Source organism: Acinetobacter sp. 5862, from assembly GCF_024494585.1.
GTDB lineage: Bacteria > Pseudomonadota > Gammaproteobacteria > Pseudomonadales > Moraxellaceae > Acinetobacter.
This window is the reverse complement of record NZ_JANHGP010000020.1, coordinates 1-14,994: the sequence shown is the minus strand read 5'-3', so window position 1 is coordinate 14,994 and position 14,994 is coordinate 1. Positions and strand designations below refer to the sequence as shown.

At 42.3% G+C, this 14,994-nt stretch carries 12 protein-coding genes and 1 tRNA gene; 2 read left to right on the top strand and 11 right to left on the bottom strand.

The window, feature by feature from the left end:
- Positions 1–6 precede the first annotated feature (6 nt).
- Positions 7–513 carry a DUF4442 domain-containing protein gene (locus NO346_RS03180; RefSeq protein ID WP_005163039.1) on the top strand — a complete coding sequence of 169 codons (507 nt, stop codon included), beginning with the start codon at positions 7–9 and terminating at the stop codon, positions 511–513.
- Positions 514–569: 56 nt separating this feature from the next.
- On the opposite strand, the gene NO346_RS03175 is transcribed toward NO346_RS03180, so the two are convergent.
- On the bottom strand, positions 570–929 hold the full coding sequence (locus NO346_RS03175; protein ID WP_005163042.1) for a YMGG-like glycine zipper-containing protein: 360 nt from the start codon (positions 927–929) through the stop codon (positions 570–572).
- Between the two features lie 254 nt (positions 930–1,183).
- Here NO346_RS03175 and NO346_RS03170 point away from each other — a divergent pair, with 254 nt between their 5' ends.
- A complete protein-coding gene (locus tag NO346_RS03170; protein ID WP_256414205.1) occupies positions 1,184–2,035 on the top strand; it encodes an alpha/beta hydrolase in 852 nt (283 codons plus the stop codon).
- 103 nt (positions 2,036–2,138) lie between these two features.
- On the opposite strand, the gene rpoC is transcribed toward NO346_RS03170, so the two are convergent.
- The 10 genes from rpoC to NO346_RS03120 all read right to left on the bottom strand — a co-directional run.
- Positions 2,139–6,332 (bottom strand): DNA-directed RNA polymerase subunit beta', encoded by a 4,194-nt coding sequence (rpoC, locus tag NO346_RS03165; protein WP_256414204.1) that lies wholly within the window; start codon positions 6,330–6,332, stop codon positions 2,139–2,141.
- A 141-nt stretch (positions 6,333–6,473) separates the two neighbouring features.
- Positions 6,474–10,562, bottom strand: coding sequence for a DNA-directed RNA polymerase subunit beta (gene rpoB, locus NO346_RS03160; protein ID WP_087543096.1), 4,089 nt, complete (start codon positions 10,560–10,562; stop codon positions 6,474–6,476).
- A gap of 309 nt (positions 10,563–10,871) precedes the next feature.
- Positions 10,872–11,240 (bottom strand): 50S ribosomal protein L7/L12, encoded by a 369-nt coding sequence (gene rplL, locus NO346_RS03155; protein WP_087543097.1) that lies wholly within the window; start codon positions 11,238–11,240, stop codon positions 10,872–10,874.
- A gap of 42 nt (positions 11,241–11,282) precedes the next feature.
- The gene (gene rplJ, locus NO346_RS03150; protein ID WP_005163057.1) at positions 11,283–11,789 is read right to left on the bottom strand and encodes a 50S ribosomal protein L10; all 507 of its coding nucleotides are present in this window, start codon (positions 11,787–11,789) and stop codon (positions 11,283–11,285) included.
- A gap of 288 nt (positions 11,790–12,077) precedes the next feature.
- A complete protein-coding gene (rplA, locus tag NO346_RS03145) occupies positions 12,078–12,773 on the bottom strand; it encodes a 50S ribosomal protein L1 (RefSeq protein WP_005163060.1) in 696 nt (231 codons plus the stop codon).
- Between the two features lie 3 nt (positions 12,774–12,776).
- Positions 12,777–13,205: a 50S ribosomal protein L11 gene (gene rplK / locus NO346_RS03140; RefSeq protein WP_004637639.1), complete on the bottom strand. Its 429-nt coding sequence runs from the start codon at positions 13,203–13,205 to the stop codon at positions 12,777–12,779.
- Between the two features lie 112 nt (positions 13,206–13,317).
- The gene (gene nusG, locus NO346_RS03135) at positions 13,318–13,851 is read right to left on the bottom strand and encodes a transcription termination/antitermination protein NusG (protein ID WP_004659359.1); all 534 of its coding nucleotides are present in this window, start codon (positions 13,849–13,851) and stop codon (positions 13,318–13,320) included.
- Between the two features lie 7 nt (positions 13,852–13,858).
- Entirely contained in the window at positions 13,859–14,299 is a 441-nt protein-coding gene (secE, locus tag NO346_RS03130) for a preprotein translocase subunit SecE (RefSeq protein WP_256414203.1), read from the bottom strand.
- 76 nt (positions 14,300–14,375) lie between these two features.
- Positions 14,376–14,451 (bottom strand) — tRNA-Trp (locus NO346_RS03125).
- 54 nt (positions 14,452–14,505) lie between these two features.
- Positions 14,506–14,994, bottom strand: a 489-nt coding sequence (locus tag NO346_RS03120; protein ID WP_256414202.1) for an EF-Tu/IF-2/RF-3 family GTPase, incomplete at its 5' end; no start/stop codon positions are given.

Here is a 14,994-nt window from a genome sequence, read left to right as displayed (position 1 = left end):
ATAGCGTTGCAAGAAAAAAAATTGACCATGAAAGACTTTTTCAAAAAAATTCGAACCATTCCAGCGATTTCTAAATTTATGCTCAATCATTATTCCCCTTATCGTGGGGCAGGCATTGCAATCGAAACATTTGATCTTGATCGTTACTTCATTCGTGTCAAAATGCCGCTGACTAGAAAAAATCGTAATATCGTCGGAACACATTTTGGGGGCAGTTTATATTCGATGGTTGATCCCTTTTATATGCTGATTCTCATGCATCATTTAGGACATAAATATATTGTTTGGGACAAAAGTGCTTCTATTAATTTCCTGTCACCTGGTCGCAGCTCCGTCTATGCGGATATACAGCTCAGTGCCACTGAAATTGCGGAAATTAAGCAACTGGCTGAAAATCATGAACCTGTGTTTCGAAACTATACATTGAATATTGTGGATGATGCAGGAACGCGAATTGCAGAAGTTGAAAAGGTTCTGTATATCCGTCTGAAAAAGCCCAAAGTCAGTGCTTAATTTTACGCATATAAAAATGCCTGCAAGGTTTTGCAGGCATTTTTGAATCTGAGAAATTATCTTTTCTTCTCTTGGATTGCAGCACCTGCGCCACCACCGATTGCACCACCAATCGCTGCACCAGTATCACCACCAAAAATAGACTTACCAATCACAGAACCAATCCCTGCGCCAATTGCACTACTTGTGGTTGAATTACTACTACCACCCTTGGCATTTGCACCTACACCAGCACCTGCTGCTGCACCTACACCCGCTCCTAAGCCGCCACCTACATGATTACCAACACCACCACCAACTGCACCACCCAATGCTGCTGCACCAATACGCTGATCAGATGCGCTCATGTTTTGGCAACCTGTAAACATCAAAGTAGATAATACTAATGTTGAAATTAAACCCATTGTTTTTTTCATGTCCAAAACTCCTCAACTTTATAGTCTAAGCATAATCTGATTTTTGTTAGAAAATAATCAGATTATGTAATTGCTCTAAGTGCATTCTTTTCTTTTTGTAATAAAATAAACTAAATGGAAGAATCTTTGATCAATACAATACTACACTGTTGATTGAATTATGTTATTGGAAATGAAGTCAAAGTTCCAATCTAATCAGCATGAAAACAAAATGTGTGGCTCAATGTAAAATATAATTTAACAGGGGCGAAAAAATGACAAGATTTATGCTATCCATGTTGATCTTGATGAGTTTGAATTCAGCAACTCAGGCAAATTTTTTCAAGTTCCAAACATTAGCAAAAGTAGAATCACATAAAAATATTGCTTATGGTCATGATTCCCAACAAATAATGGATATCTATTTCCCATCTAAACCACACACTGATAATAATCTAGCCCCAATCATCGTTATGGTACATGGTGGTACTTGGAGTATAGGTGATAAAAATAATGCTGCAGTAGTAAAAAATAAAGTCGATTATTGGGGTAAACGTGGGTGGCTTTTGATCTCCGTTAATTACCGATTAGTTCCAAATGCAACCGTACAGCAACAGACTCAAGATATATCAAATGCTTTACTCTATATTCAAAAACATGCAAATGATTGGCATGCAAACTCAAAACGGCTTATTTTGATAGGGCATTCTGCTGGTGCACATTTAGTCAGCTTAGTTACAGTACGGCCCTCGTGGTTAACTCCACAACCGCAACCTTGGCGAGCAACCATTGCCTTAGATAGTGCTGCTTACGATATCGAAAAAATAATGCAAAATCGGCACGCTCGATTTTATGATCGAGCCTTTGGCCAACAACCTGAGAACTGGAAAGCTCTATCTCCGATCTTACAACTACATCAAAGTTTACCTGCATTTCTCGCTGTTTGCTCAACCACTCGCCCTGATCAACCCTGTATACAGGCTCAACAATTTATTCACCAAGCACAAAAACTTGGGACATCCGCACAATTATTATCACTCCCACTTTCACATCGTGAAATAAATAGATCTTTAGGAGAAGATAATGCATATACCCAACAAGTGAATCAATTTATACAATCACACTAATTTATATCTATGAAAACTGAGTTTAGTTTTCTAAATACAATCATTTTGCTATTTTCAAACATAAAAAAGGCACCCAAAGGTGCCTTTTTTAATTCGTTAAGACTTAGAACTGGTCTGAGTTCAACGCTTGACTAAATGCTTGGTCAACTTCACTGAAATCGTTATGAAGTTCAAATTCAGCAGCTTCTGCTTCTTGACGACGACGCTCTAAGTGATATGCAAGACCTGTACCCGCTGGGATCAAGCGACCCACAACAACGTTTTCTTTCAAACCACGTAAATCATCTTCTTTACCTGTTACAGCCGCTTCAGTTAACACGCGTGTTGTTTCCTGGAACGATGCAGCAGAAATGAATGAGTCAGTAGAAAGCGACGCTTTGGTGATACCCATCAATTGACGTTCAAACTTCGCTGGGAACTTGTTCTGAGCCAAGACAGCTTGGTTCTCTTGAACAACGCGGATGTAATCCACTTGCTCGCCTTTGATGAAGCTTGTATCACCGCCATCGGTGATATCAACTTTACGCAACATTTGACGTACAACAACTTCGATGTGCTTATCGTTGATTTTTACACCTTGGAGACGGTAAACGTCTTGAACTTCGTTCACGATGTAGTTAGTTAATGCTACTTCACCTTTCAAACGCAAGATGTCATGTGGGTTTTGTGGACCATCTGAAATGGTTTCACCACGGTTGACATGCTCACCCTCGAACACGTTGATTTGACGCCATTTTGGAATCAATTCTTCGTAGATCTCTGAACCATCATCAGGTGTGATCACTAAACGGTTCTTACCTTTGGTCTCTTTACCAAAGCTCACGATACCAGACACTTCTGCCAAGATCGCATGTTCTTTCGGTTTACGTGCTTCGAACAAGTCAGCTACGCGTGGAAGACCACCGGTAATATCACGGGTACGTGAAGTTTCTTGTGGTACACGACCAAGTACATCACCCACACCAATCGTTGCGCCATCACGAACGGTTACAATCGTATTTTGTGGTAAGAAGTAGAATTGTTCGCCACCATCTGTTGTATCCAACACAATTGCAGGACGTAAATCTTTACCAGAAGCAGGACGAGCTGTTACAGGCAAGATTTCAACAGTGGTCATACCCGTTGCATCATCAGTTTTCGATGTTGCAGTTACGCCATCAGCGATCTGGCTGAAACGCGCTTTACCAGCAACTTCGGTAACAAGTGGATGTGTATGTGGATCCCAAGTCGCCACGATACCGCCCGCTTCTACAGCTTCACCATCTTTCAACAAGATGGTTGCACCGTAAGGAAGTTTATAACGCTCACGCTCACGACCTAATTCATCCGCAATACCAATTTCACCTGAACGTGAAACTGACACCAAGTGACCTTTGGCATGTTGTACAGTTTTCACGTTGTGGAAACGTACAGTACCTTTGTTACGGACTTGAACACTGTTTGCAGCAGACGTTCGGCTCGCAGCACCACCCACGTGGAACGTACGCATCGTTAACTGTGTACCTGGCTCACCAATTGATTGTGCAGCCATAACACCCACTGATTCACCTGGGTTCACCAAGTGACCACGTGCAAGGTCACGACCATAACAACGCGCACATACACCGAATGTAGATTCACATGCAATCACTGAACGTACTTTGACTTCATCGACACCCGCTTCTTCAAGCTGAGCAGCAATTTTCTCGTCAATTAACGTACCACGTGGAAGTACAACTTCATCATCAGATGCACGACGTACATCTTCAGCAGTTACACGACCTAATACGCGATCGCGTAATGGTTCAATAACGTCACCACCTTGAATGAATGGTGTCATCACTAGGCCACCCGCTGTACCACAGTCAGATTCAGTAATCACCAAATCTTGTGCTACGTCTACAAGACGACGTGTCAAGTAACCCGAGTTCGCAGTTTTCAATGCGGTATCGGCCAAACCTTTACGCGCACCGTGTGTTGAAATGAAGTACTGAAGTACCGTCAAACCTTCACGGAAGTTTGCTTTAATTGGGGTCTCAATGATCGAGCCATCTGGCTTCGCCATCAAACCACGCATACCAGCAAGCTGACGGATCTGCGCCGCACTACCACGGGCACCCGAGTCAGACATCATATAAATCGAGTTGAATGATTTCTGTTTCTCATCTTCACCTTGTTTGTTTTTAACAAGGGTATAAGACAAGTTATCCATCATCGCTTTCGCAACTTGGTCGTTAGTACGCGCCCAAATATCGACAACTTTGTTATAACGCTCACCTGCAGTGACGAAACCTTGCTCAAACTGTTGTTCGATTTCACGAACTTCGGTTTCAGCTTTATCGATAATCGTATGCTTGGTTGGTGGAATCAACATGTCTTCCATACCAACAGATACACCTGAACGCGTCGCTTGACGGAAGCCCAAATACATCAATTGGTCAGCGAAGATAACAGTATCTTTCAAACCAAGTTTGCGGTAGCAAGAGTTGATTAACTTAGAGATGTTTTTCTTAGTCATCTCAAGGTTGATCATATCGAAGCTTAAACCTTGTGGAACGACTTCCCATAACAAGCAACGACCAGGTGTTGTATCAACAATAATTGTTTGATTTTCACGGTTACCGTTTTCATCAATTACAGTTTGATGTACACGTACTTTTACACGTGCATGGATCGCAACTTTACCCGTTGCTAATGCACGGTTAACTTCGTGAGTATCGGCAAACACCATGCCTTCACCTTTGGCATTTACTGCATCACGTGTGATGTAGTAAAGACCCAAGACAACGTCCTGAGAAGGAACGATGATCGGCTCACCATTTGCAGGTGACAAGATGTTGTTGGTCGACATCATCAACGCACGTGCTTCTAACTGTGCTTCCAATGTCAATGGAACGTGTACCGCCATTTGGTCACCATCGAAGTCGGCGTTAAACGCAGCACATACGAGTGGGTGAAGACGGATTGCCTTACCTTCGATCAGAATAGGTTCAAATGCTTGAAGACCTAGACGGTGAAGTGTTGGCGCACGGTTCAACATGACTGGATGTTGACGAATGACAGAAGCTAGAACGTCCCAAACTTCTGGCGTTTCGCGCTCAACCATTTTCTTCGCAGCTTTAATGGTTGTTGCTTGGCCAGATGCTTGTAGTTTCGCGAAAATAAATGGCTTGAATAATTCAAGTGCCATCTTCTTCGGAAGACCGCATTGGTGAAGACGTAAAGTAGGACCTACGGTAATGACCGAACGACCAGAATAGTCAACACGCTTACCAAGTAAGTTTTGACGGAAACGACCTTGTTTACCTTTGATCATATCTGCCAAAGATTTCAATGGACGTTTGTTCGAACCTGTAATTGCACGACCACGACGACCGTTATCAAGCAACGCATCAACAGACTCTTGTAACATACGTTTTTCGTTACGTACGATGATGTCTGGCGCAGCAAGGTCAAGAAGACGCTTCAAACGGTTGTTACGGTTGATCACACGACGATATAAATCGTTCAAGTCTGAAGTCGCGAAACGACCACCTTCAAGTGGTACAAGCGGACGTAAGTCTGGTGGAAGTACAGGAAGTACGTTCATCACCATCCATTCAGGCTTATTGTTTGAATCTTTGAATGCTTCCATCAATTTCAAACGCTTAGACGCTTTTTTAAGTTTCGTCTCAGACGTTGTTTGTGGAATTTCTTCACGTAAACGCGCAATCTCAGCTTCAAGATCGATATCTTTTAATAAATCCTGAACTGCTTCTGCACCCATTTTCGCAGTGAATTCATCACCGTGTTCTTCAAGTGCATTGTAGTATTCTTCGTCTGTTAAAAGTTGATACTTTTCAAACGGAGTCATACCAGGATCAGTAACAACATAAGATTCGAAATACAATACACGTTCGATATCACGTAATGTCATATCAAGCAGTAAACCAATACGGCTTGGTAATGATTTCAAAAACCAAATGTGTGCAACTGGAGAAGCAAGTTCAATGTGACCCATACGCTCACGACGAACTTTTGCAGTTGTTACTTCAACGCCACATTTTTCACAAATGACGCCTTTGTATTTCATACGCTTGTATTTACCACACAAGCATTCATAATCTTTTACTGGACCAAAGATTTTGGCACAGAACAAACCGTCACGTTCAGGTTTAAAAGTACGGTAGTTAATGGTTTCAGGCTTTTTAACTTCACCGTGAGACCATGACTTAATCATCTCTGGTGACGCAAGACCAATACGGATACGGTCAAATTCAACAGGTGCATGACCTTCTGAATCCGTTTTCTTACGCATGATATCGAGCAAGTCTTTCAATTTTTTTCTCCGTGTGTCGGGGAGCTACGCTCTTCCGACTGGGTCACAAATATTGTTTTTACTGAAATTTGGAATCTCCCCTAACCCCTCTTTAACAAAGAGGAGAACTTCCCCCTTTAATAAAGGGGAATCGAGGGGGATTTAGTCACCATTTTTCAGTTCAATGTTGATACCTAAAGAACGGATCTCTTTGGTCAATACGTTGAACGATTCAGGCATACCCGGATCCATATAATGGTTACCATCTACAATATTCTTATAGATGCGTGTACGACCTTCGACGTCATCCGACTTCACTGTAAGCATTTCTTGGAGCGTATATGCTGCACCGTATGCTTCAAGTGCCCATACTTCCATCTCACCGAAACGCTGACCACCGAATTGTGCTTTACCACCAAGCGGCTGTTGGGTAACAAGTGAGTAAGAACCTGTTGAACGCGCATGCATCTTGTCATCAACCAAGTGGTTCAATTTGAGCATGTACATGTAACCTACAGTTACAGGACGGTCAAACTGTTCACCTGTACGACCATCAAACAATACTGTTTGACCTGTACGAGAAATGTCTGCCAATTCAAGTAAGTCTTTGATCTGACTTTCTTCAGCACCATCAAATACAGGGGTCGCTAATGGAACACCCGCACGCAAGTTACCTGAAAGCGCCAAGATTTCTGCGTCAGTCAAGCTATCAAGCTCTTCCTGCTCACCACCAACCTTGTTATAAATCTTGTCTAAGAATTCACGCAGTTCAATCACTGTACGTTGTTCTTTCAACATTTTTTCGATCTTATCGCCAAGACCTTTCGCCGCCATACCCAAGTGAGTCTCAAGAATCTGACCCACATTCATACGTGACGGTACACCTAATGGGTTCAATACGATGTCGACTGGTACACCATTCGCATCATGTGGCATGTCTTCAACTGGTAAGATGTTTGATACAACACCCTTGTTACCGTGACGACCCGCCATCTTATCACCAGGCTGGATACGACGTTTAACTGCAAGGTAAACCTTAACAACTTTCAATACGCCAGTTGTTAATTCATCACCTGTAGAAAGTTTACGCTTCTTCTCAGCAAACTTCTCGTCAATCTCGTAACTCTTCTCTTTCAAGAACACTTGAATTTGAGTTAAACGTTCAGCAATTGCTTCATCATTTGGCTGGATTTCGAGTAAATCAACAAGCTCTAAACCAGACAATACGTCTTCAGAAAGTTTATCGCCGCGTTTAGTTGAACCACCACCGTTAGATTCTTGACCTTTCAACAAACGAACAATACGTTCACGTGCTGCTTCTTCGAAGATTTTGTATTCTTCTTTCAAGTCTTTACGGTATGCATCAAGCTGAGCTTTTTCAATTGCTTGTGCACGTTCATCTTTTTCCAAACCATCACGCGTGAAGACTTGAACGTCAATCACTGTACCTTTCGTACCTGATGGAACACGTAAAGATGAGTCTTTTACGTCCGCTGCTTTTTCACCAAAGATTGCACGAAGTAGTTTTTCTTCAGGTGTTAACTGAGTTTCACCTTTAGGCGTTACTTTACCTACAAGGATATCGCCAGCAGTCACTTCAGCACCGATATATACGATACCTGATTCATCAAGCTTAGACAGAGCAGCTTCACCCACATTCGGGATATCCGCTGTGATCTCTTCCGCACCTAACTTAGTATCACGTGCGACACATGACAATTCTTGAATGTGAATTGACGTTAAACGGTCTTCTTGAAGTACACGCTCAGATAATAAGATCGAGTCTTCGTAGTTATAACCATTCCATGTCATGAACGCGACACGCATGTTTTGACCAAGCGCAAGTTCACCCATGTCAGTCGATGGACCGTCAGCCAAGATATCACCGCGAGCAACTTTGTCGCCTAATTTCACGATAACATTTTGGTTAATACAGGTATTCTGGTTTGAACGTGTATATTTGATCAGGTTGTAGATATCTACACCCGCCTCACCTGCGATCATTTCATCTTCGTTGACACGAATAACGATACGAGATGCATCAACATATTCAATCGCACCGCCACGGTTTGCGATCACACACACACCTGAGTCGCGTGCTACGTTTGCTTCCATACCTGTACCAACAAGCGGCTTGTCAGCACGCAATGTAGGAACAGCCTGACGTTGCATGTTCGAACCCATTAATGCACGGTTCGCGTCATCGTGTTCAAGGAATGGAATCAATGATGCCGCAACTGAAACAACCTGCTGTGCAGAAACGTCCATATGTGTGACACGCTCAGGCGACATACGTACGAATTCACCTTGATGACGGACAGAAACCATTTCTTCAGTCAGGTTGCCATCTTTATCAACAGCGGAGTCAGCCTGTGCAATGACAGTCCCTACTTCTTCAATTGCAGATAAATATTCAACTTCATCAGTTACACGACCATCTACAACTTTACGGTATGGTGTTTCCAAGAAACCGAAGTCATTCGCTTTTGCATAGACAGAAAGCGAGTTGATCAAACCAATGTTTGGACCTTCAGGCGTTTCAATTGGACAAACACGACCGTAGTGAGTTTGATGTACGTCACGTACTTCGAAGCCCGCACGTTCACGTGTCAAACCACCAGGGCCAAGCGCAGATACACGACGTTTGTGTGTAATCTCAGACAATGGATTGTTTTGGTCCATGAATTGAGACAATTGGCTTGAGCCAAAGAATTCTTTGATTGCAGCAGCAACAGGTTTTGCGTTGATCAAATCTTGTGGAGACAAGTTATCTGTTTCTGCTTGGCTTAAACGCTCTTTAACAGCACGTTCAACACGAACTAAACCAACACGGAATTGGTTTTCTGTCATTTCACCAACAGAACGTACACGACGGTTACCTAAGTGATCGATATCGTCGACTTCACCTTTACCATTACGAATTTCTACTAATGTACGTAATACATCAATAATATCGTCGTGTGACAGAATTCCTTCAACTTCACGTGACTTCTGGTCAGTACCCACTTCATAAGGACGACCCAAACGACGGTTGAACTTCATACGACCCACTGGAGAAAGGTCATAACGCTCAGAAGAGAAGAATAAGTTGTTGAATAAGTTCTCAGCAGCTTCTTTCGTTGGTGGTTCGCCTGGACGCATGACTTTATAGATTTCAACAAGTGCTTCTTCACGACCTGTTGTTGTATCCGCACGCAATGTATCTGCAACGAAAGGACCACGATCGATGTCGTTCGTGAACAGGATGTTAAACTGTTTAACACCACCTTCAGCGATCTTCACCATGATGTCATGGCTAAGTACGGTATTCGCAGGAATCACATCACCACTTTTCAGTGTGATATCTTCAGCTGTAATACGCTCATATAAATATTCATCAGGTACAGAAAGCTTGGCTAAGTTCGCAGCTTCCATTTGACGTACATGACGTGCATTAATACGTTTACCTTGTTCAACGATCGCTTTACCATCATTGTCTAAGATATCAAATTGTGCCATTTCACCACGTAAGCGATCTGGAACAAGATCAATCTGATAGCTACCCATATCAAGATATACAGGTACTTTTTCATAGAACAAATTCAAGATTTGTTCATTGCTGTAATTCAAGGCACGCAGAATCACCGTTGCAAGCAGCTTACGACGACGGTCAATACGTACGTATACTAAATCTTTAGCATCAAATTCAAAATCTAACCATGAACCACGGTAAGGGATAATACGTGCTGAATACAACACTTTACCACTTGAGTGAGTTTTACCCTTATCATGATCAAAGAATACACCTGGTGAACGGTGTAATTGAGATACGATGACACGCTCAGTACCATTGATAACGAAAGTACCGTTATCGGTCATGAGTGGCATTTCACCCATGTAAACTTCTTGTTCACGAACGTCTTTAATTGATTTCGTTTCACGATCTTTAATGATCAAACGAATTTTTACGCGCATTGGTGCTGCATAAGTTGAACCACGTAAAATACATTCACGCACGTCAAACTCAGGCTTACCAAGGCTATACTCAACAAATTCTAAAGCAGCATTGCCAGAATAACTTTCAATAGGAAAAACTGAACGAAATGCGGCTTGGAGACCGATATCTTCGCGATTTTTTGGAGTTTTACCGCCTTGTAAGAATGTACGGTACGAATCGACCTGAATCGACAGTAAGTACGGTGCTTCCATTACGTGGGGCAATTTACCAAAATTCTTACGGATCCGTTTCTTTTCGGTATATGAGTATGCCATCTGGAGTCCTCGGAAAGTAAACTAAACCCGCCTGCAGAACGGGTCTAGAAGGAATTACGCAGGCCGATATGGCCACCACTGTTTACAAATGCTGCAATTTTTAGTGGTATTAAAACGCTTAACAATATTTTTATAAGCAAAAAAATATTGGTAAGCGTTTGATTTCATGAATTTTGTTTAAATAATACGCACAATAAGCGTAAAACTATCAAAAAACGAGCCGATTATTGTAACGCAAAAAGGCTGATGACCCAAGAGCCATCAGCCATTTTTTGGAGCCGATTTTGAAAAAATCGACTCCCTACAGCATTACTTAAGTGTAACTGTAGCACCAGCTTCTTCAAGCTTCTTCTTAAGTTCTTCGCCTTCTTCTTTAGAAACGCCTTCTTTAAGAACAGCAGGAGCGCCTTCAACAAGATCTTTCGCTTCTTTAAGACCAAGACCAGTTGCTTCACGAACTGCTTTAATTACAGCAACTTTGTTCGCGCCAAAAGAAGTCAACTCAACGTTGAATTCAGTTTGTTCTTCAACAGCAGCAGCAGCGCCTGGAGCAGCAGCAACAGCAACAGCAGCAGCAGATACGTTAAATTTCTCTTCGAAAGCAGAGATTAATTCAACAAGTTCAAGAACAGTTTTTTCAGCAACTGCGTTTAAGATTTCTTCGTTTGTTAAAGCCATGAGAATAACTCCAAATGGATATTGAATGGTGTGAAAATAGGATTAAGCCGCTTCTGACTCGTTTTTCTCTTTGAGTGCCGTAATGAGGCGACCCAATTTCGAAATAGGAGCTTGAAGAACAGACGCGAGCATAGTAAGCGCTTTTTCTTGGTTCGGAAGGTTTGCAATTACGCTAACGTCAGCACCTTGATAAACCTTACCGTCAAATGCGGCAGCTTTAAGTTCAAATGCTTTGTTAGTTTTCGCAAATTCTTCGAACAAGCGTGCAGCTGCACCCATGTCATCTTCAGAAGTTGAGAAACCGAGAATGGTTGGGCCAACAAGGTTGTCATTTAAGATATCGAATTGAGTACCTTCTAATGCGCGCTTAGCCAAAGTGTTACGTACGATACGCGTTGTAACACCCAACTTACGAGCTTCAACACGAAGTTGTGTCAACTGCTCTACGCTTGAACCTTGATAGTTAGCCACAACAACAGAAAACGCTTTAGAAGCAACTTCGCTTACTTCTGCAACGATCTGTTTTTTGCCTTCGATAAGAAGAGCCATTGTAAAACCTCCTAACGGTGATTTATGCACCTATACAGGCACACTCCCAATTCGTAAGCCTTTCGACTTACACGTGGAGGAGGAACAAATCACACCACCACGTCTACTCAGACTGGATTTTTAAGAAAAGTGTCCGAAAACACTTCTCGCCTGAGGTCTTTGACGCTGATAAATATTCATTTACCAATTCAAAGTTTGCCTAAGTTCGCAAAATACGACAACGCGTTTCTTGCATAAAAATCAAAGCAGCACTTTGATTTTTACTCAGGGCTTTAAAATTCTGTCTAATTACTTAGAAACGTTGTTTACGTCAACAGTAAGACCTGGGCCCATAGTCGAGCTTAAAGTAATCTTCTTAACGTATACACCTTTAGAAGTTGCAGGTTTTAAACGTTTTAAATCTGCAATTAAAGTCTCAACGTTTTGACGTACAGCTTCTTCGCTAAAGCCAAGTTGACCGATTGCAGCGTGGATGATACCCGCTTTGTCTACACGGTAACGTGCCTGACCAGATTTAGCATTTTTAACTGCATTAGCAACATCTGGAGTCACTGTACCCACTTTAGGGTTTGGCATTAAGCCACGTGGACCAAGAATTGTACCTAACTTACCAACAACGCGCATTGCATCAGGAGCAGCAATAACCACGTCGAAATCAAGATTTCCACCTTGAATACTTTCAGCAAGGTCATCAAATCCAACAACATCTGCACCTGCTTCTTTTGCAGCTTCAGCAGCAGCACCTTGAGCAAATACTGCTACACGTACAGTTTTACCTGTACCTGCAGGTAAAGTGGTCGCACCACGAACAACCTGATCAGATTTACGTGGATCAACACCAAGGTTTACAGAGATGTCTAATGATTCTTTGAACTTCGCAGCTGGAAGGCTGTTAAGAACTTGTACTGCTTCTTCCAAAGTATAAACTTTGTTTGCTTCTACAGCAGCAGCAATGGCTTTTTGACGTTTAGTTAACTTTGCCATGTCTTATAGCTCCACTTCCAAGCCCATAGAACGTGCAGAACCAGCAATGGTACGCACACGAGCGTCTAAATCAGCACCAGTTAAATCTGGTTCTTTAGTCGTCGCAATTTCTTCTAATTGAGCACGAGTCAACTTACCAACTTTAGTTTTGTTAGGTACAGAAGAACCCTTTTGAATACCAGCAGCTTTCTTAAGAAGAATAGATGCAGGTGGAGTTTTCATGATGAATGTGAACGACTTATCGTTGTACACAGTGATCACGACAGGAATTGGCAAGCCAACTTCAAGTTTTTGTGTAGCAGCATTGAATTCTTTACAGAATGCCATGATGTTTACACCACGTTGACCTAAAGCAGGACCAATTGGTGGAGATGGATTTGCTTTACCAGCTGGAACTTGCAGCTTGATATAGCCGTCAATCTTCTTAGCCATTGAAAATTACCTCTGGGTACAAACGCCGTCAGGCTCCCCAAAAAATTAAACAACACCGAAGTGTTAGAACAACAATGCCCGATCAAATCGGGCGCTGACCAACCAACTCAAATTAAATCGTTTTTTCGACTTGTCGAAACTCGAGTTCAACTTGCGTTGGTCGATTAAATACATTAATCGTCAACGTTAAACGTGACTTTTCGTATTGCACTTCCTCCACGACCCCTTTAAAGTCAGTGAACGGACCATCAACTACGAGTAATTCTTCACCAGGCTCAAACATTGTCTTAGGACGAGGTGCTTCACCTGTATTACGTACACGCGCAAGAATTGCATCAGCTTCACGTTGAGAAATTGGCGCTGGTTTTTCTGGTGTGCCACCAATAAAACCTAGAACCTTTGGACACTCTTTAACGATGTGCCAAGTATCATCATTCATTTCCATTTCGACTAATACATAGCCAGGAAAAAATTTACGCTCAGACTTACGCTTCTTACCATCCTTCATTTCCACTACTTCTTCAGTAGGGACAAGGACTTCACCAAAACTATCAGCAACAGTGCTGCGCTGGATTCGGTCATTAAGTGAACGCATCACTTGTTTTTCAAAACCTGAATAGGCATGAATAATATACCAACGTTTCATCGCACTCTTACCCGATAATTAACTTAATAAACCAACCTAACCCGTAATCGAAACACCATAAAACCAATGATGCAACAACCACAACCAAAAGTACCTGCCACGATGTCGTGATCGTCTCTTGTTTTGTTGGCCAAGTCACTCGACGCAGTTCAATTCGCGCATCTTGCAACAAACGCACAAAGCCTTTGCCTTGATGGGTGGCGTATAATAAACCTAAAGCGACGACGACACAAGCCAAAATTACCCCAACGCGCACCCAAATATCATTTGCAGGTGCCCAATAGGCTGGTAAATGTTGATTTACCAATGCTGAACCAACTAACAAAACAATTGCAATTAACCACAAGACAATATCAAGTGGAGAATTTGCATTTATAACTTCTGCAGCATTATTTCTTTGAGGGATTGGCGCGTCGCTTAATGCGTCACGCGATTTATCATTCGACATTTTTTTACTCGTCGTAGAATTCGCGAATTATTATATGACAACTTAGCCAGAATTAAGCTTTTTTATTTAAAAAAAGTGGCAGGCCAGGAGGGACTCGAACCCCCAACATTCGGTTTTGGAGACCGACGCTCTACCAATTGAACTACTAGCCTATGAAGCAAATCGAAAGCCGAAGCTTTCGATTTGAATGTAATATAATATTGGGCTTATGCAGTTACTTTAGCAACAACACCAGCACCTACAGTACGACCACCTTCACGGATCGCAAAACGTAGACCTGGGTCCATTGCGATCGGATGGATTAACTCTACTGACATCTCAACGTTGTCACCAGGCATAACCATTTCTACGCCTTCTTGTAACTTGATTGCGCCAGTTACGTCAGTTGTACGGAAGTAGAACTGTGGACGGTAACCGTTAAGGAATGGAGTATGACGACCACCTTCTTCTTTAGAAAGTACATATACTTCCGCATCGAATTTAGTGTGTGGCTTGATTGTACCTGGTTTAGCAAGTACTTGACCACGTTGTACGTCTTCACGCTTAGTACCACGTAGAAGAACACCACAGTTCTCGCCCGCACGACCTTCGTCAAGAAGTTTACGGAACATTTCTACACCAGTTACAGTCGTTACAACTGTGTCACGGATACCAACGATTTCAACTGATTCGCCAACTTTAACGATACCAGATTC

What these genes read in the sequence shown, in the direction of transcription:
- NO346_RS03175 (WP_005163042.1), bottom strand. Translation starts at nt 929, where the DNA reads ATGAAAAAAACAATGGGTTTAATTTCAACATTAGTATTATCTACTTTG.
- NO346_RS03170 (WP_256414205.1), top strand. Translation starts at nt 1,184, where the DNA reads ATGACAAGATTTATGCTATCCATGTTGATCTTGATGAGTTTGAATTCA.
- rpoB (WP_087543096.1), bottom strand. Translation starts at nt 10,562, where the DNA reads ATGGCATACTCATATACCGAAAAGAAACGGATCCGTAAGAATTTTGGT.
- rplL (WP_087543097.1), bottom strand. Translation starts at nt 11,240, where the DNA reads ATGGCTTTAACAAACGAAGAAATCTTAAACGCAGTTGCTGAAAAAACT.
- rplJ (WP_005163057.1), bottom strand. Translation starts at nt 11,789, where the DNA reads ATGGCTCTTCTTATCGAAGGCAAAAAACAGATCGTTGCAGAAGTAAGC.
- rplA (WP_005163060.1), bottom strand. Translation starts at nt 12,773, where the DNA reads ATGGCAAAGTTAACTAAACGTCAAAAAGCCATTGCTGCTGCTGTAGAA.
- rplK (WP_004637639.1), bottom strand. Translation starts at nt 13,205, where the DNA reads ATGGCTAAGAAGATTGACGGCTATATCAAGCTGCAAGTTCCAGCTGGT.
- nusG (WP_004659359.1), bottom strand. Translation starts at nt 13,851, where the DNA reads ATGAAACGTTGGTATATTATTCATGCCTATTCAGGTTTTGAAAAACAA.
- secE (WP_256414203.1), bottom strand. Translation starts at nt 14,299, where the DNA reads ATGTCGAATGATAAATCGCGTGACGCATTAAGCGACGCGCCAATCCCT.